Source organism: Bacillus sp. LL01 (genome assembly GCF_001037965.1).
The window spans coordinates 52,297-74,715 of sequence record NZ_LFEL01000006.1 but is presented as its reverse complement, the minus strand read 5'-3'; the positions used below and the strand labels follow the sequence as shown (position 1 = coordinate 74,715).

The following is a 22,419-nucleotide window of genomic DNA, read 5'->3' as shown; positions in this document are numbered from 1 at the left end:
AATTTTTTCCAAACGGGCTTTTTTTAAGTGAAAAGGAGGTTTCCCTCATTCTATTTCGTTTTAGGTTTGTGGTGAATATGGCCATGGCTCCTTGTATGCGCATGCCTTCGAGACCCGAAGATGAGGCGACCTCATATCCGTGTCTATGCTTCAGTTCACTATTTTTCGCTTCGATCTTGTACCGTTCTTTTGCTCTCTTCTTAAATCGCTCACTATTTTGAAATTCGATTTGTTTCGTGTGTTCTTCTGATTTTATACTGACGGAGTACGATTTTGTTTTGAACGGTTTTCATAATCAATAAGTCTAATAAGTCTTGATCCTTTAAGCGTTTTCGTCGAAAGTAGGCCATCAAACTTGGATCAATTACATCATCTTCAGGTGCCATTTTTAAGAAGAACTTAAATGACATATCCACCTTGGTTCTTTCAATAAGGTCCACATCGGATAAGGTGTAAGGAAATATTTAAATATACGAATGGGGGATGGGATGGATGGCATTTCGACCATTCGTATGACAATATTTATTCTTTAATTCATCATAGACAAAGCTAAAATCCACAAGTTTATTGATCTTTCGTAAAAGATGATCTTGGGGTACAACAATGTCATATAACCCTTCATATTGACTTACACTCATTGATAAGTGATGGTCAAGCATCCAATCCCTCACTTATATGTAGTACCTCCTTTTTACAAGAAAGATACGCTATTTTGAGAATTAGGGACTTTTTCAGTGGCCTCGGTTAGAGACTTCCCATTTTCTATCTATTACCTTGAGTTCCTCCAATCCAAGCTTTAAAATATGTAAAACAAAACGTTTTAAAAAAATGAAGGGACTGTGACTGATTTATCTGGATTGAAGGTTCTCCCACAGTTTCTTTGCAGCAAAGATATTCATCCTAGAGGAGGAGGCCAATAATAATGGGTATGTCACGCTGGTATATTTGGTTTGTTGTTGTACGTGTATTTTCAAGTTGTTCAGCTTATTCCTCACAATCAATTCCAAAGCGCTTTGGTTAATATAACGGTTGTTATGAGCGTAGTCTACTTCATTACATTATTGTACGTCTTTCCTTTATTTGTTCATTTTGACCAGAAGGATTTTCAGTACCTGAGAAATGCTTTAATATTAGCAGTAGGCGGGCCGATACGAACGATCATGATGCTCCTAGGCTTGGCGGTGTTATCGTACATCTGTACACATATTCCAGTGCTCATTCCTGTAATTGGCATTAGTTTGTCTGGCTATGTTGCCATGTGGACGGCTTTGAAATCGCTACCAAAAGAAATGCAAACTACTGAATTTAGCTATTATCTAAATATAAATTAGTAATTAATAGGGTGTAGACGTGAGGAGAATAGATGATGAAAAGGGTAAAATTAGACGATGTTGCAAAAGTAGCAGGAGTAACGCGAACAACGGTTTCAAGAGTGATTAATAATCGCGGGTACATAAGTGAATGTACGAGAAAAAAAGTAAAAGAAGCGATGGAAGAATTACATTACTATCCGAATGATCTGGCACGGTCGCTTTATAAGAAAAAGACACGCTTTATTGGATTAATTGTACCTACTATAAGTAATCCTTTCTTTGGAGAATTGACCTTTCATGTTGAAAATATTTTAGCTGATTTAGGCTATAAAGTGATTTTGTGTAACAGTTTAAATAATCCAGAAAAAGAAGAATCTTACTCGGAAATGTTAATACGTCACCAGGTCGATGGAATAATAGTTTGTTCCCACAACCGGGGAGTTAGTACGTACCAACGTCAAAATATTCCTGTTGTGGCCATTGACAGGTATCTATCACCAACAGTTCCAGTCATCTCTTCGGATAATTATAAAGGTGGGAAAATGGCTGTCGAGCATTTGATCGATAAAGGTTGTAAGAATATTGTACATATCAATGGTCCTTCTCAGCTTGAGACGCCTACACAGTTAAGGCGAAAAGCCTACGAGGATATTATAACAAACCCCATTACATATGAAATTCAAGATGTATTTAATGGGCAGCAAGCTATAGAACTCATACGAAAGATATTCTCAGAGGTCCCTCAAGTAGATGGCATTTTTGCAAGTGATGATATGATTGGTGTTTCTTGTTTAAATGTAGCTAGGGAAAAAGGGATAAAGGTTCCTGAGGAATTGAAGGTTGTTGGGTATGATGGCACAAAAACACTCATGAACATTCAACCTAATCTAACAACTATTAGGCAACCCATTGAAAGCTTGGCGCAGAGCACGGTGAGTACCCTTTTGAAATTAGTTGATGATCCGGAAGCAACCGTTGAGTTGGAAACCATATTACCTGTTAAATTATTGGAAAATCAAACAACTTAAATTTTTATTCAGCGTTTTTATTTCAACGGTTGACTTGGAGTTTGATTTATATGAGGGGGGGAGTTTTTTGGAGAATAAAAATACACTATCTAGTATTTTTCCTACAACCAGCAAAGCCACAAAGTACAAAGAAAAGACGCGCAGCTGACGATGGGAAAAAGGGAGGGGAATTCTATACCCCTTCCAAAGTGGTAGAGTTGATCGTGAAATTGATTAAACCGGAAGAAGGTGTCAAAGGTGATACCATCCGTGAACCGAAGCTCTAAACTAAAGTTCAGTATTAATATATCGAGCAAGAAATATTTAGTGGTTGTATATAGGCTAACTAATTATTAATAAGTTCTTTTTGCTTTTTGGCTCGGTTTTATTCTCAACCTATATCCGGATTTTACTAATCGATGAAGTTTGTCCGTTGCTTTCCCGTTTAGGACTGATACGACATACGTATTATCAAGAGGTTCGCCGTTCTGTTGAATCATGCCTGCAGCACCCCCCTTTTTAACGACTTTATTCTGAGTTTTCAGTTATATACCGAATTAATTATTGTCGTTGCAAGTTTAATTCCAACACCGTTTGCAATTTCAAATATTAAAAGCCGCTCCTGCAACCAAAAGATCAGCTATTTAGATTAGCTTTGGCTAGCTCATCTCTGTCTGATGCTATTGGAGGCTGTTCTAACCATTTATTATTTATCATGATGTTGGCACCATCCTCAGAATATAGCTGGATTTCTACCATCAATCTGCTATACATAATGCCTATATCCACTCTGGGACTTTGAGCAATAGCTGTTCCATAATACCCAATACTCAACCCGATTAAGGATGTTGTAAAGAACATCATTAGTTTATCCGAAAAAGTATAAACAGTGCTATTCGTGATTTCTGTTGCCCAAGTCGTAGGAACTGAAAGGTAACTTTCTTCAAATTTTTTCCCGAATAATTTAATGTGCTTTTTGGAAATTTCAATTCCTTTGACAAAGAATTGTTTTACTTGTTTATCCTGAGCAACCTGGCAAAATCCTGCTAAAGTCGCTGCTCCTAAAGTATTTCTTTGAAGATTTGCAAATATATTGGAAATTTCAGATGCTATTAATGGTCTTTTTTCACCAATAATATCCCATACAAAACGCTGCTTTTTCACAAAATCTGCTTTTTCCAAATTTGGCAAATACGGAGACCTTATATAAAGACCTTTTGACAAAAGCAGGTCTTTCGACTTTTTAAATAATTGCATGGTTTCAGACAGGCACTCCATATAGAAATCTGTTATGTCAGATCTGGTGGACCCTGATAAACTTGCTGCGTAAGTTGTAAGCCCAACCATGGACATTTGATGAATAAAATTTAATGCAAAATTGTCGGAATATAATCTAGGAGCCTTTAAATCGACATCTTCGTCTACTCTAAAACCATGAGGGATTGCATGTTTTTCCTCAGTAAAAATTGAAGTCAGTTTTTCTATATGTTTTTTTGAGAGTCCTAAAGCGAATTCAATAACAGGCTTAATCTCTGCATCTTCAGCCTTTTCTAAAAAATATGTAAGAATACACATGCTTCCGCTATCATTCAAATATTGTGCCCAGAGTTGATTAATTTCCATTGATGTAATCCTTATCTGTTTTCCATTCTCCATTATAAACCCTCCGAGTGAAATATATTATAAGTATTATTTCCCCAAATTCTCCTCCTCATGTATGTTTGTGCTAATAACGCTATTTCTGTTTTAAGGTATTCGGCAAACTGAATCGCTGTATTTAAGGCGTTATCAAACAAAACTAAAGATCTATATATATTTCACATTTTTTAATAGCTAAAGTTTCAATTCTAAAGAGGAAATGCTACTTGGCTACGGCCTCTTTTGGACGATTTTGTTGGGAAGGAGAAAAGGTGTGTATGGAGAATAGAGTACTACATAGGTCACATAACGGAAAATTTCAGCACATGATTAATTATAAAGGTCGTATTTGTAGAGTTTGTTGATTTTGATAACTAAAATCTATTGGGGGGGTGAGTAAGATGAAAAATATACATGATAAAAACACATGGCCTGTTTGGGCTACCGAGACAATAGACATTGTGGAACCGAATCCAAGATGGATCAAAAAAGGTGAGCATGAAAAAGCGTTACTTCTAGAGATTCTTTCTCCTTTTGGTATAACTGAAATTCAACATTATGGAAGTACATCTATTCCGAATTTACCAGCGAAACCAATCATCGATTTAATGGCCAAAATTGATTCATTCGAAACGGTAGAAGACATAGCTTCATTGTTGATTGATTACAATTGGCATTATGTACATCCCGATTTAGATCAACGTTCGTGGCAAAGGTTTTTGGTGAAAGTAATTAACAACAAGCGAGAAGTACATCTACACCTTTTACTTGAGGGGGATGTACGATGGGATAACCAGCTACTGTTTCGAGACCGGTTACAATCTAATCGGAACCTAGTAAATGAGTATGCTTCCCTTAAAAAAAATTTAGTGAAAAAATATAGTAGTGATCGTGAGTTATTCACTAAAGCTAAGTCAGAATTTATTAATTCAGTTCTTAAATTGTAATTATGAACCAAATTAATTGCTGCGATTCTTTAAGGTACGGACCTGAATTTTTCAACGATACATAATTGAGCTGTCATGCTTCATGTTAAAAAAAGGTATGGAACAGGAATATGAATAAGTTTATCGTAAGGCATCTAAAATGATGTAACCAATCTCAGGAGCTGTAATATTCGCTGTATGAGGCGACTTCTCACTTTTGTTTTGATTGACGATTGACCATTTCTTTACTCCGATTTATTATAATTCCTTATTTTTTCTTTGCTATTTCATTACGGTCAAGTGCCCGTGGTGGCTCTTCTAACCACCCATATTTAATCATTATTTTAGCCCCATCATCTGCATATTTTAAGATTTCTCCTATAAGTCTGCTGTACATGATCCCAATATCTCTTCTAGGACTCATTGATATACTAGCTCCGTAATAACCAACACTCATTGCAGTTAAGGCTGTACAATAAAACATCATCTTTCTGTCAGAAAATGTGTATGTGGTTGAATCTGTAACTTCTGTATCCCATGTCATAGGACTAGGAAGGTCATTTTCGTTTAAATAAGATCCAAATATCTCGCAATGCTTTTGTGCAATTTCTTTACCTCTTAAAATAAATTCAGTTACATCATTGTTAACTGCAACCTGACTATACCCAATCATAGTGGCGGACCCTAGTGCATTTCTTTGGAAATTAGTGTAAAGGTTCGTAATTTCAGTTCCAGTTAATGGTCTTTTTTTCCCAAAATACCCTGCAAGAAAACTTTTCTTCTCCACAAAATCGAAGTTTTCAGGGATAGGAAGATACGGTGATTTGATATATAATCCCTTTGATAACAATAGATCGTTGGATTTCTTAATAATATCATCTGACTCACGTAAACAGTCACTAAAAAAAGTATAAACATCTTCTCTCACAGCAACAGATAATGCCATACTATATGATTTCAACCCAATTTTTCCTAATTGGTTAATAGCAATTAACGAATAAACATCAGAAAATAATCTAGGAGAGGTAGTATGTACATCTTCGTCTAATTTAAAACCGTGTGGAACAGGGTAACCTTCTTTATTAAATAGTTCTGTTACTTTTTTGATATGTGATTTTGATATGGCTAAAGCATGTTGAAGCACAGGTTTTATTTGTTCATCTTCAGCATTATGCAATTCGTGTTCTAAATGACAAATATTCCCGCTATCATTCAGATAAATATTCCATAGTTGAGTTATCTCAGCTGAAGTCAATCGAATTATACTTCCATCAATCTTCATTCATTCATCCTCCAATATAGAGCAAAATTTAGAAGTTGTTGAACCATTAGTTACAGGACATGAACTGATTTTTAAAAAGTTTGGTGAAGTTGGTTTTCAATCGGAAAGAAGAGGCAAAGCAAGAACTGGTCGTCCACTACTAAAAACCGTTCAGCGGAATAGAAACTAAAGGCCGAAGCTAGAACTAAGTATGAGTTCATTTTCAATATTTCGTACAATTCCACAACATCTTTAACGACATGCCGTTTCTCTTCACCTTGAAGCCATGCATAATAACCCCTGCGGCTGACATTCTTCATTACTGCTACGTCTCCACCTAAAGAATTATAAACTGGAGTATGCGTTCAATTGAATATAAATGACTAGGTTCAAGTAGGTGTACTTGTTGATAAATCCAATTTTTTATTAAATGGATGACTCTTAACTGACACTATCTTTTATTTTCTTTATTTTCAGTAGACTGCCCGTCAAGTGTTCTTTTGTCTTTATCTGTAGCGTAATGGAAATTGGTTAACTTTCCTGTATCTTTAGGTTGTTGATTGTTCTTTCTCATATAGACCTCCTAATAGTGGTAAAATTTTTCCCGTTTTTAGTATGAATTTTCAAGCCAGTAAATATTCAGACTTATAAATGGAATATATTTCATTAACAATGCAACTATTTAAAAAATGTATGAAAATGCTAAAAATTTTGAACATGTCCCTTTAATTTCTTTGACTTAATTTGTCCAAAATCCTGCTATATAACGTTATGCAAAAGGGCCCTCCTTTAGCTATCTACACTTTTGATTGCGGGACAGTTACTAATTACCTATTTAACCGATTTGTAACTAGCAAAAAGCGACATCTTACTCGCAGATGTCGCCTTTTAAATGGAACGGGACGGTTACAGTTTCCCCTGGAAGCACAAGGACCTCTCCGCCTTTCCTTGTACTATTAGATTTTCTTATCAAGTATTTCCCTTAGTTCTTTGAGTTCTTCTTTCGATAAAGTTTCGTCTTCAATAAATTGGACTAGCAGGGATTTGGTTGTTCCTCCATAAATGCGGTCGATGAAGGATTGGGTTTCGGCACGTTGGCATTCATGTTCAGAGTAGAGCGGTGTGAATGTGTAGACGCGCTGTTCTTTGTTGACTGCGACGACTTTCTTTTTGGTGAGTCGGTCAAGGAGGGTGCGGATTGTTTTTGGGTTCCAATCTTCATGCGCCTGAATGGCGGTGCAGACCTTATTCGCTGGCAGTGGGGACTCCTTCCAGAGGACTTTCATCACTTCCCATTCTGCTTCGGTGATGCTTGGCATTTCCTTCGACATTTTGATACCTCCTTAGCAGATGACGCCCATTCGGGCAGTTAATCCAAATACAATCCTTTGTTCTCTAATATCGACAGGGTGATTTTAGCAGCTTTACTGCCGTTGGCAGTGTCATTATCTTGGATGTTCGTAGCAAAAAACCAGGTATCCTCATTTGTTTCAACAAACCCGATGAACCAACCGTTCACTGTCTGGTCGTTAACGATGCCGGTACCAGTCTTACCATACAATGTCGTATCTCCCTTCTTTTCAAGTGTGAGCGCTGATTTTACCGTTTCGATGTGCACAGGTTCGAAATGATGCTCATTTGTATAGAGGCTGCGCAGCAATTCAACTTGTTCCAACGGCGAGATCTTCAAGGATGACTCAAGCCAGTAATTGCCGACACCGCCTGAAAGGTTCTCGTTCCCGTAATTCAGCCGTTTTAGGTACGTAGCCAGAGTTTCTTTACCTATTTTTCGGTCAAGGCCTTGGAAGTACCAGTTCACAGAGTGCTTCATGGCTGTCTCCAGAGTTTGATCCCTATTCCACTCTTGATATTCATTCTGTTTGCCATTCCACTTCATGCCTGAATCACTTGGAGTAATAGTTCTTTCCTCAAGACCTATTAGAGCGCTGTATATTTTATACGTAGAGTCAGGCGACACCCTAATCAAACTCTTCTCCTTATTGTAAATGTGGTATCGTTCGTCCTTCAAGCTGAATAGAACGAAGCTCCCTTCGATTCCGGTAAAATAAGTGCTTAAATCCTCATAGAGAACCGGTCGATCCTTCACGTCAATACGCTCCTCTACAGCGGATGCAACCGTGAAGAACGGAAGTTGGGTCAGGAGCAAGATCGCCATGGCAATAAAGAGGGAGATGCTCTTAATGATTCTGGCACTGGTATCTTTCTGGAACGATGTGATATTTATGATCCGCCTCTTAATATGTTTTTTTGACCCGGACAGCTTGCTCGTCAGGGAGAAAAAGCTCATATGTTGCTTTTGCTCTATGAAATGAAGAATGGTATGGCCATATTCTTTATAAGAGACTGGGTCGAGAGTTTTAAGGACTGCATAATCACATGCCAGCTCCCGGTCAAGCCGCATCTCCCGAAAAGCTATCCAGACGAACGGATTGAACCAGTACATGATTTGATAGATAAGGAAGAAATAATTGGCCTTCGTATGGAGACTCTTTTCGTGCTGAAGTTCATGAAGAAGAACATATTTCACTTCGTTTGGGGAGAGGTGAATATCCATTCCTTTCGGCAACAGAATCGTTGGCCTAAAGAAACCAAACGTCATCGGCGAAGAGGCATAGGATGTCTCCAAGAGAGCAACCCGCTTCTTTATTCCAAGCTCTTCCTTACACTCTTTGAAGAGGAAATTAACTTCTTTGCTCCTTACCTTTCTGGCAGTCGCTGAAAGACGGTTCAGTTTCAGGTACGAAAGAAGTAGGAAAAAAGAGAAAGTGAAGATTCCGCCAATCCATATCACATAGAATACTGTATTAAGATGTGTATAATCGAACATATTTACCGACGTGCCAAAGTCCTGCATCCAATTACCGTCCATCAAGCTTCTTATTTGAGACTTATCGGAAGAATCGGTGGTGAAGAAGCTTTTGGCCGCGATGTCAGCTTGTTCTTCAAATGGAAACCAACTCTTTGGCATAAATGGCAGCGTCAACGCAGCGAGAAGCAGAAACCAAAGGTTATAGCGCCAAGTGGCAGACAGTTGAAACTTCCTGACAAGAAAAATTGCGGCAATGGTGAGTGTCGATATTCCAAATGTCATGAGCATTTGAAGCAATAGCATCATCTGTTCCCTCCTTATAAAAATTCTTCTTGGCAGGCTTTATATTATTATACATTTTGAATTTTAAAAAAGAAATTGACTTTAATTGATTACAATTGTAGTATATGATTACAAATGTAATCTTCCTTTGAGCTCAAGGAGAATTCCATCAAAAAAATGAAATGAGGAGTGTAGATATGACTTTTTCACAAATAAAAGTAGCTGTTGGTACATTGGCACTAGGTACTTTCCTTCTTGTCGGTTGTTCAAATAGTCAGAGCGAGACGCAGCCACAGAAAGAGGAGCCGGATGTGGCCGAATTCAAGGATTTAGAGAAGGAATATGATGCCAGAATTGGTGTGTATGCCCTCGATACAGGATCGAATAAATCGGTATCCTACCGGGCAGACGAACGATTTATTTATGCATCTACTCACAAAGCTTTGGCAGTAGGTGCTCTACTTCATAAGAAATCTATTGAAGATCTTGAGGAATTAATTACTTACACAGAAGGAGACCTTGTCAATTATAATCCCATTACTGAGAAGCACTTGGGTAAAGGGATGACCTTGAAGGAACTGAGTGATGCCTCCATTCGTTACAGTGATAATACTGCAGGGAATCTTATCTTTAATGCAATCGGAGGGCCAGAAGGCTTCAAAGAAGTTCTTCGAGAAATAGGTGACAATACGACAGAACCCGAACGAATTGAACCGGACTTGAACAATGTAAAGCCAGGTGAAACAAGGGATACAAGCACTCCTAAGGCGCTCGCAGAAAGCCTGCAGGCATTCACACTTGGTGATGCACTCCCTCCGGAGAAGCAGAATCTCTTGATTGACTGGTTAAAAAACAACACAACAGGTGATGCCTTAATCCGTGCAGGAGTTCCCGAAGGATGGATAGTAGGGGACAAAACCGGTGCAGGCTCCTATGGAACACGCAACGATATTGCTGTCATCTGGCCGCCAAAAGGTGCACCTATCATCCTCGCTGTACTCTCCAGTCGCGATGAAGCAGACGCAGAGTATGATGATGCACTAATTGCCAAAGCTACAGATGAAGCGTTGAAACAGCTAGAGAAAAAATAAAGCAGTTAAACTTGGTAGTGGAGAAATTTCAACAAATCGATTAGAAGATCAGAAGGTTGCAATACTTTCCTAGTGTTATCTATCCTAATTGTGGGTCGGCGTGCCTGTCCCCTCGACTCTCTTCCCTCAACCCTCTTGAAAATGATAATCGTTTTCATTTATAATGTTAGGGAGGAATGAAGGGAGTAACATTCTTATATGCTGAACGACCAACCAATTGATTTTTATAAGACTGCTAGATTTAACTTGCGTGAGGGCCAATCTGAAGCCATTAATGAAGAGCGCGAGCATTACTATATACTTTATGTTTCATCAGGTAGTGGCATTATTGTCAGCGGGGAACAGGTGATAAGGGCAGAGGAGGGCAAAAGCTACTTTCTTATGGATGCTAGCGAACTCACATCAGCTGCTTCTGACCTTTTATCGGTGTATATGCTTTCATGGCCAAAAGAAGGAGACATAATCTCTGGATTCCTATCAGGTCTGCTTGCGGAACAGGCACCTGTAAAAATGATGGCTTTGTGGGAAGAATTGCGGAAATGGAATAAAGGAAAAACCATATCGGCAAGGTGCCGATTTCAGTCCCTGCTCTGGGAACTGCTGTCTGTTCTGACAGACGAGGCGGAAGTCGACAGAATGGAAGAAGCGGCAGAACTGCTCCGCAACAACCTGTCCACGCCATTCACCGTGGCAGAGCTTGCTTCTAAAATGAATATGAGTCCTGTTACGTTTTCGAGAGCTTTTCGTAAAAGAACCGGAATGACACCGAAGGAATTCTTGAATGCGGAAAGAATGAAGGCCGCTAAACAACTGATGCTCCAAAAGAAAGGAATCACTGCCAAGGAAGTGGCACTCCAAATTGGGCTCCAGGATGAATTTTATTTCAGCCGTCTTTTTAAAAGCAAAGAAGGCTTGCCACCATCCTTTTTCATGAAAAGAGTCAAGGAAAGGATTGCTGTTGTCAGCCAACTGTTTTTGCAGGATCATCTACTTTCACTTGGAGTCCAGCCTGTTGCAGCTCCATCCTATCCAACCTTGTATCCTGCAAGTAGAGGGGTGCCAAGCTATCTTCAACAAGAGCTAGAAGGAACCAGGCTGCTAAACGCTGAAAAACCGTTTCAGCCGGAAGATATTCTTTTGAGCCAGCCCGATCGCATCATCAAAACACCTTTACATAATCATCAGCTCCAAAACGTGCTGCTCTCACAGCAGGAACAGGTCCATCATATGCCATTGCAACAAGACTGGCGCCAGTATCTGTATCAAATTGCTTCGATGGTAGGCAGTGAAAGCAGGGCCGAATGGATAGACAAAGACATTCACTGTCTGGAATGCAAAGTGCGAGATGAGCTGTGTCCGTTAACAAATAAGGGAAATTGGGCAGTTATTTGGATTCGCTCGGAAGAAATTCGCCTTTACGGGCAGGGAAATCATGCCTTACTTGATCTGCTTTTTCAAGGCCTGGGATTCCAGCCGCATCCTGCTCTGCACGAGGAAGGCTACCGGATTGTGAGTTTGCAGGACATAGCGGCATTAAACCCTGACAAGCTTCTCATTTTATGGAGCCATGAAAGGGATGTCTGGAGAACGGCTCATACTCCGGAATGGAATAAGATTCGAGCTGTCCAAACAGGAAAAGTCTATTATCCTGAAAGTCATGAGTGGGATCCGTGGGGGCCGTTAGGGAGGAAAAGGATGCTAGAGGAGTTCTCCTCAAGCATGTTCAAAGCCAAACTGAAAGCTTAAGAGTTTTGGAGATTAGCAGCTGGGAGACTTACAGTTGTTTTTCTTGAAAAATAAGTATATAACTTTGTTGATTTCCGTTCCAGGCGCTTCGCTTTCCTGCGGGCGGTCCGGAAGCCTCCTCGGGCTACGCCCTGCGGGGTCTTCCCTGTCCCTTCCTCCCGCGGGAGTCTGCGCGCCTTCCACTCCAATCAACAAGGTGGTTTCATTCTCCGAAAGGATAACCAAAACTATCTTAATGAGATGACTGATTTCTAGCTGTGGATTGGAGCAAATGGCGGAGACTCCTTGAAAATGCGAGCATTTTCTGCGTGCGATGTATCGCTGCCGTAGCCTTCCTTGTCCTACGGGGGGGAGCGACAATCTTGAGACCCCTCAAACTTTGTGAGGAGGCTCAAGGTCGCCCTTAGGATAAGCGCAGCCATTTGCGGAAAGGAACAGCGGAGGCTAATTCAATATTTAGCATTAAAGGACCGGGTGGGTTTGCCCGGGTTTTTTCTTATCTAAATGTCATTTTGTCCATGAAGGAAGTTATAATTGTCCATGTTCACTTTGGTTGATAATGATTATCATTGAGAATGAATTTCATAATCCGATTGAACAACAAAAAAACTATAATAAATCACGTCAAATTTTTTTAACCGCTAGTGAGAATGGTTATCAATTACTAGGTCTAAAGACTCGGTGAAAGGATGGAATTATGCATCATTCAGCCAAACAAATTGCAGAGAATGCAACGTTTCAAGCTTTTATAAATAGTTATTTAAAAGAAGTAGACTGCGGACATTGGATGAAAAGAAAGGAATGGATGCAGGAGCAGCATCCATCCATAACGCTTTCAGGTGAGTCGGTAGTAGAGATGGAGCTTCCAGGGCAGTCTGCCAAGTTTGCAGTAGAAGTGATGTACCAATCACGAACGGGAAGGCATGTGATCGGCTGTTCTCTTAAATATTGTGACCAAAGTCGGGAATGGGTTCACCAAGATAGACTGCCGATGATGATCGCCCTTATTCATGAACTGCACCTTATGGCCACATCAAATGGCTGCCACGAGCTTGCATCCCATTATGATGAGCTGGTGCTCAGGTTGATTGAGAGCTATCAGACGATGGCGACATACATTGAAGCTAGAATGGATGATGAAAAGAGCCTTTACTCGGAAGATTGTACTTTCTTGGAAGCAGAGCAATCGCTGTTGTTTGGCCACTGGCTTCACCCTACACCGAAAAGCAGACAGGGAATGGCTGGCTGGCAGCATCCAAGCTATGCCCCGGAGTTGAAGGGACGTTTTCAGCTGCACTATTTTCAAATAGACCGGGATATGGTGAGAGAAAGGTCCAATAACTTGAAAAGTGCCAGCGACATGATTCTCCAATCCTTAACAAAGTGGCTGCCGCATCTGACTGTTCCCCAACATGCTTGCCTCATTCCAATCCACCCTCTTCAGGCTCAATGGCTGCTTCAGCAGAATCATGTCAAAGAGGCAATGGAAAAGAATCTTATTAAGGATCTTGGGCCAATGGGTGCATATTATTCAGCCACCTCTTCCATCAGAACCGTTTACAATCCTGAAGAAGAGTGGATGTACAAATTTTCTGTTCCGATAAAAATCACGAATTCGTTACGAACGAATCGACTCCATGAGCTAAGGGCTGGTACCGCGATGGCGAAGTTGATGGATAAACTGAGCTTTACGGAAAAATACCCGAGATTCCAGATGATTGAAGATCCTGCCTATATTACTGCAAAATTACCGGGAGAAAAAGAATCTGGATTCGAGGTCATTATTCGATCCAATCCATTCCCTGAAGGAAATGACCGAGGAATTAGCACTATCGCGGCATTGGTGCAGGATTCCTTGCCACAAGAGCGCTCAAGGCTGCAGCGTACTATGGAAAGATTGGCACAATCGGAGGGGCGTAAACAAGAGGAAGTAAGCATGGATTGGTTCGAGAAGTATTGGAGATGTTCAATTGAGCCTCTTATCCGTTTATATGATGAACACGGAATTGCACTTGAGGCCCATCAGCAGAATAGTGTCCTCGACCTTACATCCGGCTATCCGGAAGCGTATTACTACCGTGATAATCAGGGGTATTATCTATCAAACTCCTACCGGGACGCTTTATGCGGGCTGCTTCCCTCCTTGGAAGAATGTCCGGAGCTTTTTTATGAGGATACGCTCATTCAGGAAAGGTTTACGTACTACCTTTTTATGAATCAGCTCTTTTCTGTGATCTGCCGGTTTGGGCAGGAAGGTCTCATTAGTGAAGATAGTTTGCTAGAGTGGTGCAGGCAAAAGCTTTTTCTTCTTGAAGGTGAGTTGACTGGAGGGGGGAAAGCATTTATCCGTCATATCCTCCATTCGGAGAAACTGTCCTATAAAGCCAATCTGTTAACCCGTTTTCATGACGTGGATGAGCTGATGGCGAAAAATGAACAAGCGGTTTACACGCATTTGCCAAATCCTTTTTATCTTGTGAAGGAGGAGGAGAAGTATGCAGAAGCTGCAACCGCTGCCGTCTAGGAAGGTGGAAAAACGGGTAGTCAGACAGCTGATCGAGGCGATACTTTTTGAAGGATTGATGGATGTGGAAAAAACATCTGCCCGGCTAGAAGACCCTCTAGTAACCTTTACTATTTTCGGAATAGGACGGACCTACTGCTGCGAGGGGAAAATCACTGCGTTTGATCGTGTGCGAATAGAAGAGGAAAGCATATATACCTTGCACCTTGATGGCTCTAGCGCGGAAACCTGGATTGAGGAACTCGCCGAAGACCTCGTATCAGATCCGGAGAAAAGGAACTTGCTTATTCGTGAGCTTGAGCAAACAGTTCTGCTGGTGCAGTGGAATGAAGCGAATCTCATGCCGGCCCTTTCTAGGCGAGGATTCTCCTACGAGGAACTGGAATCGGAGATATGGGAAGGTCATCCGTATCATCCATGCTTTAAGGCAAGAACGGGATTTACGCTAGAAGATCATGCTGTGTTTGGCCCTGAAGCAAGGCAGTCTTTTACATTACAATGGGCGGCTGTCAAACGGGAGCACAGCAAGATTGCACTCCTAGAGGATGAGAAGAGCTTCTGGGAAAAGGAGCTCGGACCTGCCGTATTCGATCATATGTTGGCTGAGCTGCAAGCGTGTGGCAAAAGCTTAGATAAATACACCTTTCTCCCAATCCATCCCTGGCAGGTGAAATATGCAAAGGATGAGCTGGACAAAGGAGAAATCGTTCTTTTAAAAACAACAGGCGATTCTTACCGGGCAACACAGTCCGTCCGAACGCTATGGAATGTGTCAAACCCTGAGAAAGCTCATATAAAACTATCAATGAACATGGTGAATACCTCATCGCTAAGAACCTTGGACTCTCACGCCATTTGTGCTGCCCCTCCTATCTCCAAATGGATCGCGGATACGGTGGAAAGTGACCGGTATCTAAAGGAAGGGGCTTCCTTAATTATCCTCAAGGAATATGCAGGGGTTGCCTATCAACCTAATGAAGAAGATACACAGACCAAGATTGGAGCCATATGGCGAGAAAGTGTACGGCTTTATATGGATGAGGACGAGGAGGCTGTGCCTTTTACGGTGTTGCCACTAATGGAGCGGGACGGCATGCCGTTTCTTGATGAGTGGCTGACGCGCTACGGAACTGGAAAATGGCTAAAGAGATTGATCGCAGTCAGTGTGGTTCCAGTCTGGCATTTGCTTGTCTCCCATGGGATTGCCGTGGAGGCCCATGCGCAGAATATGATTCTTTTGCATAAAAACGGCTGGCCGACCCGGGTTGCCTTAAGAGATTTTCACGACAGCACAGAGTATCATCATGCCTTTTTGAAAGAGCCGAGCAGAGTCCCGGATTTTTCAAGGATCCATGAACAGTTTAATAATGGCGAACCTGACGAGTATTATTGGATGTCTTCTGTAGAAGGCTTGAGAGAGCTTGTGATGGATACGTTGTTTGTTTTTCATTTAAGCGAACTGTCCTTTGCGCTCGAGGAGCAGTACGGATACAGCGAAGAGAAGTTCTGGGAGATTGTCCGTGAAGCAATAGCTGGGCACATGAGTTGCCATCCGGAGTTGTTATCCCGGAATAACTTGCTTCAGCATACCGCGCCAACCGTTTATGCCGAGTCGCTTCTGAAAAGAAAGACCCAAAGTGAAGATACTGGCGGGTTACGCCATCTTGTCACAAATTCTTTAGCAGATAGCCAAAGGTTGTTTTCGTAAATTTTGTTGCTTTTTCGTCTTTGAGAAAGGCTGTTTTCGTAAACTTTGTTGCTATTTCGTATTTTTACAATGACCGTAATAACGGTTGCTGTCGTGCTCTTTTCTTGGTTATTCGGAGAGATTGCATGATATTTTGAAAGTAGATACACGGTAAAAAGTCCAATTGCCGACTTTTTGCAAGCGAATAGCAACAATCTTTGAGAAAAGAGCCTTGAGAAAAGAGCCTAGCTAAAAGGAGAATTGAGATGTTTTTTGTAAATGAAAAGTACTATACACTGAATGATTTGGAAAAACAATATACGGAATTTGAAAATATCCCCTACTTAAGAGATTGCCGGAATAGAAGATTAGCAGTTTGTATGCCGGATGTATTACAATGGCTGGCACTGTGCTTATTTGTGCGAAAAAAAGGGGGATCCATCGTGCCGATCCATCCTTCGGTCCCTAAAGAAGGGGCAATCCGAATGGCGAAGTCCGCGGGAAGCCATTTCTTGCTTTTTGAAAATATCGCCTGCCCACTCCACCTGTCAGATCAACAAAACGCCAGGGAAGGTGTGTTGGTGCAAATGAGCTCTGGTACAACAGGAGCACCTAAATGCATTGAACGTACGTGGGATTCGATCGAGAACGAGGTTGAAAGCTATGTTTCGGTATTGTCGCTTGAGCAGGATACGACTTCTATCGTTGCCTGCCCGGTCACTCATTCCTATGGCCTGATTTGCGGGGTATTTGCCAGCATTAGACGCGGTGCGGAACCGGTCATTCTGACAAACATGAATCCAAAGTATGTGCTCAAAAAACTGAAAGAGCATCATAAACATATTCTCTATGGAGCGCCTGCCCTGCTATATACCTTAACAAGCCTAATCCGTGATGATCAGCGACTAGATGCGGTAATGACATCAGGTACACTCATGCCTTCTGCTTGGCTTGCAGCATTAAAGAGGGTTTCCAACCGCGTGCTTCAACAATATGGCTGCTCGGAAGCTGGTTGTGTGGCAATACAGCCGGATGTGAGCGAAAGTTGTGAAATGGGCCATCCACTTCCACATCTCAAGGTGGAGGCCGGAAGCGTGGACACTCCTGGTGAAATTATCATCGATGATGCGGAGAAAATCATCCATACAAAAGATCTTGGTTATATGGAAAACGGAGTCCTGTCCTTTTTGGCAAGGATGGATGACACCATCAATGTAGCTGGTTTGAACGTTTATCCGCAAGAGGTGGAGGACGTTCTAATGGCAGAACCGAGAATCCAAGAGGCGGTTGTGTATAAAAAGATCCATCCGCTTTCAGGGGAAAGAGTATGCGCACAGTATGTCTGCTCGGGTCCGGTGGAGGAACAAGAGTTACGGGAATGGTGCAGAGATTATCTAGCTCCCTATCAAGTACCGATGGAATTTATTCAGGTGGAAGCAATTGAGAAGCTACCGAACGGCAAAATCAGCCGAAAAAAGCTTGGCGAAGGGGTGCTTACATGACAAGGCAAGAAATAGTGCAAATCATTCACGATGTTCTGCAGCACCATATAAAGCTACCTGCGACGGCATTGGTGGCTTTTCATGAAGATGCCCGTTTAAATGAAGATTTGTATATGGATTCTATCATGATCCTGCAGATGATTCTTCATTTGGAAGTGGATCTTGGCTTTGAGATCCCGGATGAAATGCTTGTGTCAAAAGATTTTCGGACAGTGGGTAGCTTGGTGGATTTTCTTTTACACCAGCAGAAGCCAGCCACCGCAAAGGGGGGGATCCAATGATTAAAGTCCATTGCTTTGTAAGCTGCGTATGTGAGGCGGTGAAAAAGAAAGAAGGAGCCGATCACAGACCCTATTATTTTGGGGTATGGGATGCTGATTTCGATGTATTGGAGAATGGAGTCCTGACCTATCACTCCGAGCGGATCGACCATGATTTTTTCCACCAGTGGTATGAAATGCTGTATGGCATCAAGCTACATAGATGGTATAACGAACAGAAAAGCAAACAGGAAAACATAGAGGAAATGCTGAGACTGCTTGAACATAAGACATCTGATCAATATGTAATGGTCATGTTGGACTTGTCGAAGCTGCCAGAACGGGAAAATAAATTTCATCAAAGCCCCTTTCCACATTATGTGATGCTCGAAAAGACAGAGAACGAAGAAGAATGGATGATGTATGATCCGGACTTTCGCTGGGAAGGGGTGCTTCCGAAAGATCGAATTCTCGCAGCCATCGAGGACCCTTCTGCAAAAGGCGGCTATTTCTTTGATGCATCGACCCTTATTGTGCCATCTGCAGAAACGGTGGAGGCTTATTTCAACACATGCATCAAGCATAGCAGCAACCCGATGACAGAGGCCATTGGCAAAATCATCGACCTCCACAGTGCCGGAGATGAAAAGTATCCACTGTCAGCGTTGACGCTCGCTTTAAGGGAGCTGCCGGTACTCGCCATTCGGAAATACGCCTATGAACACGCCTTTGCGTTTTTCTGGAAAGCGCTTCGGTATGACGAGGACAGCTTTGAAGCCTGGTGCGATGATATCGAAAGGCTTGTAAAAGGCTATACGGCCATCCAATACCGAGCCATGAAGCTTGCCATGACTGGAAATATGCTTTTAAAAGATGAAATCACTGCAAAACTTGAGGAACAGAATCTCCTAGAATTCAAAATTAAGAGAGGTTTGCAGGAAAGCTTTGAGGCCTGGTTAAAACAGGAACAACCCCAACAACATATGAATATGAAGGAGGCAATTCTATGAAACTCTCTCTCTGCACCATCTCATTTCGGCACCACCTACAGTCCATTGACCAGATTGCCCATTGGGCCCAAACAAACGGGTTCCAAGGCATTGAACTATGGGGGGTCCATGCCAAAAACTTAGCGGAAGATATCCATTATGGAAGTGAGTGGCTAAGCTCCTACGGGTTGGAAACGAGCATGCTTAGTGATTATTTGCTATTGGATGCGCCTCTCCCAGTATTAATAGACGAAATGAATAAGTTATGCTCGCTGGCACATCGTTGGGGAACAAATAAAATACGGACTTTTGCAGGAAACAAAGGCAGTGCGGATATCACGAGATTAGAGCGAATCGAGCTTGTTTCCCGTATGAAGATGCTCTGCAAAATGGCGGAAGCAGAAGGAATGCAACTCCTTGTAGAGACACATCCAAATACGCTAACAGACAATCCGTCTTCCACGCTTCAGCTTATCGAAGAAACAGATCATCCGGCACTCCGGGTCAACTTCGATGTGCTTCATATTTGGGAATCAGGCGTCGACCCTGTGTACGCTCTCAAGCAACTGCGGCCATACATTTCCCATTTTCATTTTAAAAACATCGAATCACGCACCCAACTTGGCGTGTTCGCTCCTACAAACGTCTATGCAGCAGCCGGCAGCAGGGAAGGAATGGTCTCCTTGTTTGAGGGTGCCGTGGACTACCGCCTGTTTCTAAGAGAAGCTGCCGACATGATGGAAATAGAAGCATCCCTTGAGTGGTTTGGAGGGAATGTGAAAGATGTTCTTAGTAGGGATAGTAAGGAAGTGAGGAGAGTTGAGGGGACAGGCTCGCCGACCCGTCCGCTTAGCCATATACCTCAATTGTGAAAAACTTAGAAAGAATGGATAAATGTAGAGCGAAAGTTTATCAGCATTAAATGGAAAAACGACTTGGTTAATTATGGAAGGGAAAATCAAGGGGTAAACTCTGTTATTGCTGTACTTAACATCATGGGAAGAAAAGAACTTTCTAGGAGTAATGAGAAGAAGTTGGAAGAGTTAGTATAGAAGTACCTTGGAGAACTAGACAGAAATTAGGAAGCACCCGTAATGACTCGTCCCAGAAAACTCGAATACACATTATGAAACGATTCACTCCCTTACTATGTACTACAAGTCAGGGAGTGGTTTTTTATGTATTTTTCTCCAAATAAACAGTGGGTCGATGTGCCTGTCCTCTCGAACCAAACCAGATTAAGAAGCGGGAGAACCGTCCCCTTAAAAAAAGGTATTCTTTGAAGTTTAACCGAAGTTAATAAGGAAGATAACTACAGATAATGGAGAGGATAATATGAAGGTTATTGGTCTTATTGGCGGAATGAGTTGGGAATCTTCTGTTGAATATTATCGGATTATCAATGAAGAAATCAAAAGAAGATTAGGGGGATTACATTCAGCGAAATGTCTATTATACAGTGTCGATTTTCATGAAATTGAACGATACCAATCAGAAGGCGCATGGGATAAGGCAGGTGAAGTGTTAGGTAATGCCGCGCGTTCTTTGGAAATGGGGGGAGCTGATTTTATTGTCATTTGTACTAATACGATGCACAAAGTTGTAAATGACATCCAGTCGAAAATAACGATTCCTCTATTGCATATCGCAGATGCAACCGCAGCCCAAGTTAAAGAAAAAGAATTAAATTCTGTAGGATTACTAGGCACAAGGTACACTATGGAAGAAGATTTTTATAAATCACGCTTGGAGAGGAACGGAATAAAAGTTGTTGTACCAAATGATAAGGAAAGAGAGATTATTAACAAAGTAATATATGAAGAGTTATGTTTGGGCAGGATTCATCCAAAATCAAGGGATTATTATAAAAAAGTTATCCAAGGCTTAATCGAATCTGGAGCTCAAGGGATTATATTAGGTTGTACAGAAATTGGATTATTGGTTAAACCAGAGGATTCAGATGTTCCTCTATTTGACACGGCTTACATACATGCTTTTGAAGCTGTAAATATGTCCTTAGAATGAAAAATATCATGCTAGGTACTATTATGTTTCATGTGATAAAGAAATAAAAACCTACTATATAGAAGGAACTGTTTTCTTTGAAAAGTAATTGTCCAACGTTAGGCAGAATTCTGGTTAAAAGTGAGTCGGCGTACTGTCCCCTCGACCCAAAAGGAGTAAATATAACAAATGAATAATTTTATCTTTTCAATTCTTTTTATAGGGCTATTAATAATAATGATTTTTTCTAAAAAGAGACGGTGGAAGGTTGGCTTAGTAGTATCGGTACTGACGGTCTCTGCTTTGTTGGTCATGGGATTCCGTATTACCGCGGGCAGTGCATTACCTATGGGCTCTGAGGTGATTAGAACGATAGATACCGATTATGGGAAAGCTATACTTTATGAGGATAGCAGCGATACCACGTTTGGTTTAGCAGAAGTTAACAGAACGCTTGGGCTACTTTATTATTATGGAGGGGGGACAAACTCCTACAGTGTGGAAGATGGAGTGCCCTTCCAAGCGGCAGGGTTCGGGAATGAGGAAAGTTTTATGGTGGGGGTTAGGACAAATGATCCTTCCATAAAGTATATAGTAATCGGGAGTCACCTCGAAGACCTTCAGGAAATGGAAAATGAAGACTTTTCTATGGATAATGTAAAAAAATACCCTGATAGCTACATCATACAAGAAGTAGAGGAGCAGTATGTCTTTCTCGTTTTAGACGAGTATTCCCACTCAACCTGGACAATCAGAGCACTTGATGAAAATGAAAAGCTTATTGGTGAAAAGTTGTATGGTGATGGCGATGCACGGTATGTGGAGGAATCTGAAGCACAGGCACCGTGACCTATTTACGGGAAGGAGGCATTCCCTCCTTTCCCAAACACCATCACTTGTTCCCTGAAATTGTTTCAAACTCTGTCTCATTTCCATTATGAAAAAGTTTAACGGTATCATACTCATTGTTGAGGTTCACTTTATAAATAATGCTATGTTCAGATGGCGAACTGGAAAGATCAGTTGTTTCTTCACTCTTATAAAATAAGTGTAACGTGTCCTTCTCGCTTTCTACCTCAAAATCAGTAAAGATCTCGGCGTTTTCACCTTGTGCCACATTGGCCGCATTTAAATATACAAACATGGAATTATTCTCCTTATCAAAGTAAAGATGGACACCGTTCTCCTCTTTCACACTCTGAAAATAGGACTGTATCTCCTCGCTTAAATTTTCTTGATTTACATTTAAATAGGATAAAGAAGAAGCAGAGTAACTACAACCAGATAAGAACACAATGCCAAAAAGTACTATCCATATTTTCTTCAAAATAATTCCCCCGTTTCTGATAAGATGGATGG

General features: G+C 41.3%; 21 protein-coding genes and 2 pseudogenes. 14 read left to right on the top strand and 9 right to left on the bottom strand.

Annotated features, from left to right (window positions below; all coding sequences use genetic code 11):
* Positions 1-37: 37 nt before the first annotated feature.
* Positions 38-659, bottom strand: a pseudogene (locus tag AB685_RS30445) (transposase); the annotation flags it as partial.
* Between the two features lie 375 nt (positions 660-1,034).
* On the opposite strand from AB685_RS30445, the gene AB685_RS29810 reads away from it, so the two are divergent.
* The 3 genes and pseudogenes from AB685_RS29810 to AB685_RS30955 form a co-directional block, all read left to right on the top strand.
* Positions 1,035-1,331, top strand: coding sequence for a hypothetical protein (locus AB685_RS29810; RefSeq protein WP_128755893.1), 297 nt, complete (start codon positions 1,035-1,037; stop codon positions 1,329-1,331).
* Positions 1,332-1,363: 32 nt separating this feature from the next.
* Entirely contained in the window at positions 1,364-2,341 is a 978-nt protein-coding gene (locus AB685_RS17220; RefSeq protein WP_047971843.1) for a LacI family DNA-binding transcriptional regulator, read from the top strand.
* Between the two features lie 131 nt (positions 2,342-2,472).
* A pseudogene (locus tag AB685_RS30955) lies at positions 2,473-2,577 on the top strand (N-6 DNA methylase); the annotation flags it as partial.
* A 96-nt stretch (positions 2,578-2,673) separates the two neighbouring features.
* Here the strand turns inward: AB685_RS30955 and AB685_RS31370 are convergent.
* Together AB685_RS31370 and AB685_RS17210 are read right to left on the bottom strand one after the other, a co-directional pair.
* Entirely contained in the window at positions 2,674-2,820 is a 147-nt protein-coding gene (locus AB685_RS31370) for a hypothetical protein (RefSeq protein ID WP_157860735.1), read from the bottom strand.
* A 136-nt stretch (positions 2,821-2,956) separates the two neighbouring features.
* Entirely contained in the window at positions 2,957-3,976 is a 1,020-nt protein-coding gene (locus AB685_RS17210) for a DUF3231 family protein (protein WP_047971841.1), read from the bottom strand.
* Between the two features lie 383 nt (positions 3,977-4,359).
* Between AB685_RS17210 and AB685_RS17205 the strand changes: the two genes are divergently transcribed.
* Entirely contained in the window at positions 4,360-4,905 is a 546-nt protein-coding gene (locus tag AB685_RS17205; RefSeq protein ID WP_047971840.1) for a GrpB family protein, read from the top strand.
* 247 nt (positions 4,906-5,152) lie between these two features.
* Here AB685_RS17205 and AB685_RS17200 read toward each other — a convergent pair whose 3' ends face one another.
* From AB685_RS17200 to AB685_RS17185, 5 genes are all read right to left on the bottom strand, one after another.
* A complete protein-coding gene (locus AB685_RS17200) occupies positions 5,153-6,166 on the bottom strand; it encodes a DUF3231 family protein (RefSeq protein ID WP_047971839.1) in 1,014 nt (337 codons plus the stop codon).
* Positions 6,167-6,237: 71 nt separating this feature from the next.
* The gene (locus AB685_RS17195) at positions 6,238-6,465 is read right to left on the bottom strand and encodes a hypothetical protein (RefSeq protein WP_047971838.1); all 228 of its coding nucleotides are present in this window, start codon (positions 6,463-6,465) and stop codon (positions 6,238-6,240) included.
* Positions 6,466-6,596: 131 nt separating this feature from the next.
* Positions 6,597-6,719, bottom strand: coding sequence for a hypothetical protein (locus tag AB685_RS32400; protein WP_277814295.1), 123 nt, complete (start codon positions 6,717-6,719; stop codon positions 6,597-6,599).
* A gap of 382 nt (positions 6,720-7,101) precedes the next feature.
* Complete coding sequence (gene blaI, locus AB685_RS17190; RefSeq protein ID WP_047971837.1) at positions 7,102-7,476, bottom strand: penicillinase repressor BlaI; 375 nt, start codon at positions 7,474-7,476, stop codon at positions 7,102-7,104.
* Between the two features lie 38 nt (positions 7,477-7,514).
* Positions 7,515-9,281 carry a BlaR1 family beta-lactam sensor/signal transducer gene (locus AB685_RS17185; protein ID WP_241773332.1) on the bottom strand — a complete coding sequence of 589 codons (1,767 nt, stop codon included), beginning with the start codon at positions 9,279-9,281 and terminating at the stop codon, positions 7,515-7,517.
* Between the two features lie 173 nt (positions 9,282-9,454).
* Between AB685_RS17185 and bla the strand changes: the two genes are divergently transcribed.
* The 10 genes from bla (at position 9,455) to AB685_RS17130 (ending at position 21,909) form a co-directional block, all read left to right on the top strand.
* Positions 9,455-10,348: a class A beta-lactamase gene (gene bla / locus AB685_RS17180; RefSeq protein ID WP_047971835.1), complete on the top strand. Its 894-nt coding sequence runs from the start codon at positions 9,455-9,457 to the stop codon at positions 10,346-10,348.
* A gap of 198 nt (positions 10,349-10,546) precedes the next feature.
* Entirely contained in the window at positions 10,547-12,094 is a 1,548-nt protein-coding gene (locus tag AB685_RS17175) for an AraC family transcriptional regulator (protein ID WP_047971834.1), read from the top strand.
* Between the two features lie 697 nt (positions 12,095-12,791).
* Positions 12,792-14,618, top strand: coding sequence for an IucA/IucC family protein (locus AB685_RS17165; protein ID WP_047971832.1), 1,827 nt, complete (start codon positions 12,792-12,794; stop codon positions 14,616-14,618).
* Positions 14,590-16,326, top strand: a complete 1,737-nt coding sequence (locus AB685_RS17160) for an IucA/IucC family protein (RefSeq protein ID WP_047971831.1) — start codon at positions 14,590-14,592, stop codon at positions 16,324-16,326. Before AB685_RS17165 ends, AB685_RS17160 begins: the two co-directional genes overlap by 29 nt.
* A gap of 245 nt (positions 16,327-16,571) precedes the next feature.
* Entirely contained in the window at positions 16,572-17,807 is a 1,236-nt protein-coding gene (locus tag AB685_RS17155; RefSeq protein WP_047971830.1) for an AMP-binding protein, read from the top strand.
* A complete protein-coding gene (gene asbD / locus AB685_RS17150) occupies positions 17,804-18,088 on the top strand; it encodes a petrobactin biosynthesis protein AsbD (RefSeq protein ID WP_047971829.1) in 285 nt (94 codons plus the stop codon). Before AB685_RS17155 ends, asbD begins: the two co-directional genes overlap by 4 nt.
* Entirely contained in the window at positions 18,085-19,077 is a 993-nt protein-coding gene (locus AB685_RS17145) for a DUF6005 family protein (protein ID WP_047971828.1), read from the top strand. Before asbD ends, AB685_RS17145 begins: the two co-directional genes overlap by 4 nt.
* Positions 19,074-19,928: a sugar phosphate isomerase/epimerase gene (locus tag AB685_RS17140; protein ID WP_047971827.1), complete on the top strand. Its 855-nt coding sequence runs from the start codon at positions 19,074-19,076 to the stop codon at positions 19,926-19,928. The genes AB685_RS17145 and AB685_RS17140 overlap by 4 nt, the downstream gene beginning before the upstream one ends.
* A 463-nt stretch (positions 19,929-20,391) precedes the next feature.
* Positions 20,392-21,081 (top strand): aspartate/glutamate racemase family protein, encoded by a 690-nt coding sequence (locus tag AB685_RS17135; protein WP_047971826.1) that lies wholly within the window; start codon positions 20,392-20,394, stop codon positions 21,079-21,081.
* Between the two features lie 168 nt (positions 21,082-21,249).
* Positions 21,250-21,909 (top strand): hypothetical protein, encoded by a 660-nt coding sequence (locus AB685_RS17130; protein WP_047971825.1) that lies wholly within the window; start codon positions 21,250-21,252, stop codon positions 21,907-21,909.
* A gap of 43 nt (positions 21,910-21,952) precedes the next feature.
* On the opposite strand, the gene AB685_RS17125 is transcribed toward AB685_RS17130, so the two are convergent.
* The gene (locus AB685_RS17125; RefSeq protein WP_047971824.1) at positions 21,953-22,387 is read right to left on the bottom strand and encodes a hypothetical protein; all 435 of its coding nucleotides are present in this window, start codon (positions 22,385-22,387) and stop codon (positions 21,953-21,955) included.
* Positions 22,388-22,419 lie beyond the last annotated feature (32 nt).

What these genes read in the sequence shown, in the direction of transcription:
- AB685_RS17165 (WP_047971832.1), top strand. Translation starts at nt 12,792, where the DNA reads ATGCATCATTCAGCCAAACAAATTGCAGAGAATGCAACGTTTCAAGCT.
- AB685_RS17200 (WP_047971839.1), bottom strand. Translation starts at nt 6,166, where the DNA reads ATGAAGATTGATGGAAGTATAATTCGATTGACTTCAGCTGAGATAACT.
- AB685_RS17205 (WP_047971840.1), top strand. Translation starts at nt 4,360, where the DNA reads ATGAAAAATATACATGATAAAAACACATGGCCTGTTTGGGCTACCGAG.
- AB685_RS17210 (WP_047971841.1), bottom strand. Translation starts at nt 3,976, where the DNA reads ATGGAGAATGGAAAACAGATAAGGATTACATCAATGGAAATTAATCAA.
- AB685_RS32400 (WP_277814295.1), bottom strand. Translation starts at nt 6,719, where the DNA reads ATGAGAAAGAACAATCAACAACCTAAAGATACAGGAAAGTTAACCAAT.
- AB685_RS17140 (WP_047971827.1), top strand. Translation starts at nt 19,074, where the DNA reads ATGAAACTCTCTCTCTGCACCATCTCATTTCGGCACCACCTACAGTCC.
- AB685_RS17175 (WP_047971834.1), top strand. Translation starts at nt 10,547, where the DNA reads ATGCTGAACGACCAACCAATTGATTTTTATAAGACTGCTAGATTTAAC.
- AB685_RS17220 (WP_047971843.1), top strand. Translation starts at nt 1,364, where the DNA reads ATGATGAAAAGGGTAAAATTAGACGATGTTGCAAAAGTAGCAGGAGTA.
- AB685_RS17130 (WP_047971825.1), top strand. Translation starts at nt 21,250, where the DNA reads ATGAATAATTTTATCTTTTCAATTCTTTTTATAGGGCTATTAATAATA.
- AB685_RS17145 (WP_047971828.1), top strand. Translation starts at nt 18,085, where the DNA reads ATGATTAAAGTCCATTGCTTTGTAAGCTGCGTATGTGAGGCGGTGAAA.
- blaI (WP_047971837.1), bottom strand. Translation starts at nt 7,476, where the DNA reads ATGTCGAAGGAAATGCCAAGCATCACCGAAGCAGAATGGGAAGTGATG.
- AB685_RS17160 (WP_047971831.1), top strand. Translation starts at nt 14,590, where the DNA reads ATGCAGAAGCTGCAACCGCTGCCGTCTAGGAAGGTGGAAAAACGGGTA.
- bla (WP_047971835.1), top strand. Translation starts at nt 9,455, where the DNA reads ATGACTTTTTCACAAATAAAAGTAGCTGTTGGTACATTGGCACTAGGT.
- AB685_RS17155 (WP_047971830.1), top strand. Translation starts at nt 16,572, where the DNA reads ATGTTTTTTGTAAATGAAAAGTACTATACACTGAATGATTTGGAAAAA.
- AB685_RS31370 (WP_157860735.1), bottom strand. Translation starts at nt 2,820, where the DNA reads ATGATTCAACAGAACGGCGAACCTCTTGATAATACGTATGTCGTATCA.
- AB685_RS17135 (WP_047971826.1), top strand. Translation starts at nt 20,392, where the DNA reads ATGAAGGTTATTGGTCTTATTGGCGGAATGAGTTGGGAATCTTCTGTT.
- AB685_RS17195 (WP_047971838.1), bottom strand. Translation starts at nt 6,465, where the DNA reads ATGAAGAATGTCAGCCGCAGGGGTTATTATGCATGGCTTCAAGGTGAA.
- AB685_RS17185 (WP_241773332.1), bottom strand. Translation starts at nt 9,281, where the DNA reads ATGATGCTATTGCTTCAAATGCTCATGACATTTGGAATATCGACACTC.
- asbD (WP_047971829.1), top strand. Translation starts at nt 17,804, where the DNA reads ATGACAAGGCAAGAAATAGTGCAAATCATTCACGATGTTCTGCAGCAC.
- AB685_RS29810 (WP_128755893.1), top strand. Translation starts at nt 1,035, where the DNA reads ATGAGCGTAGTCTACTTCATTACATTATTGTACGTCTTTCCTTTATTT.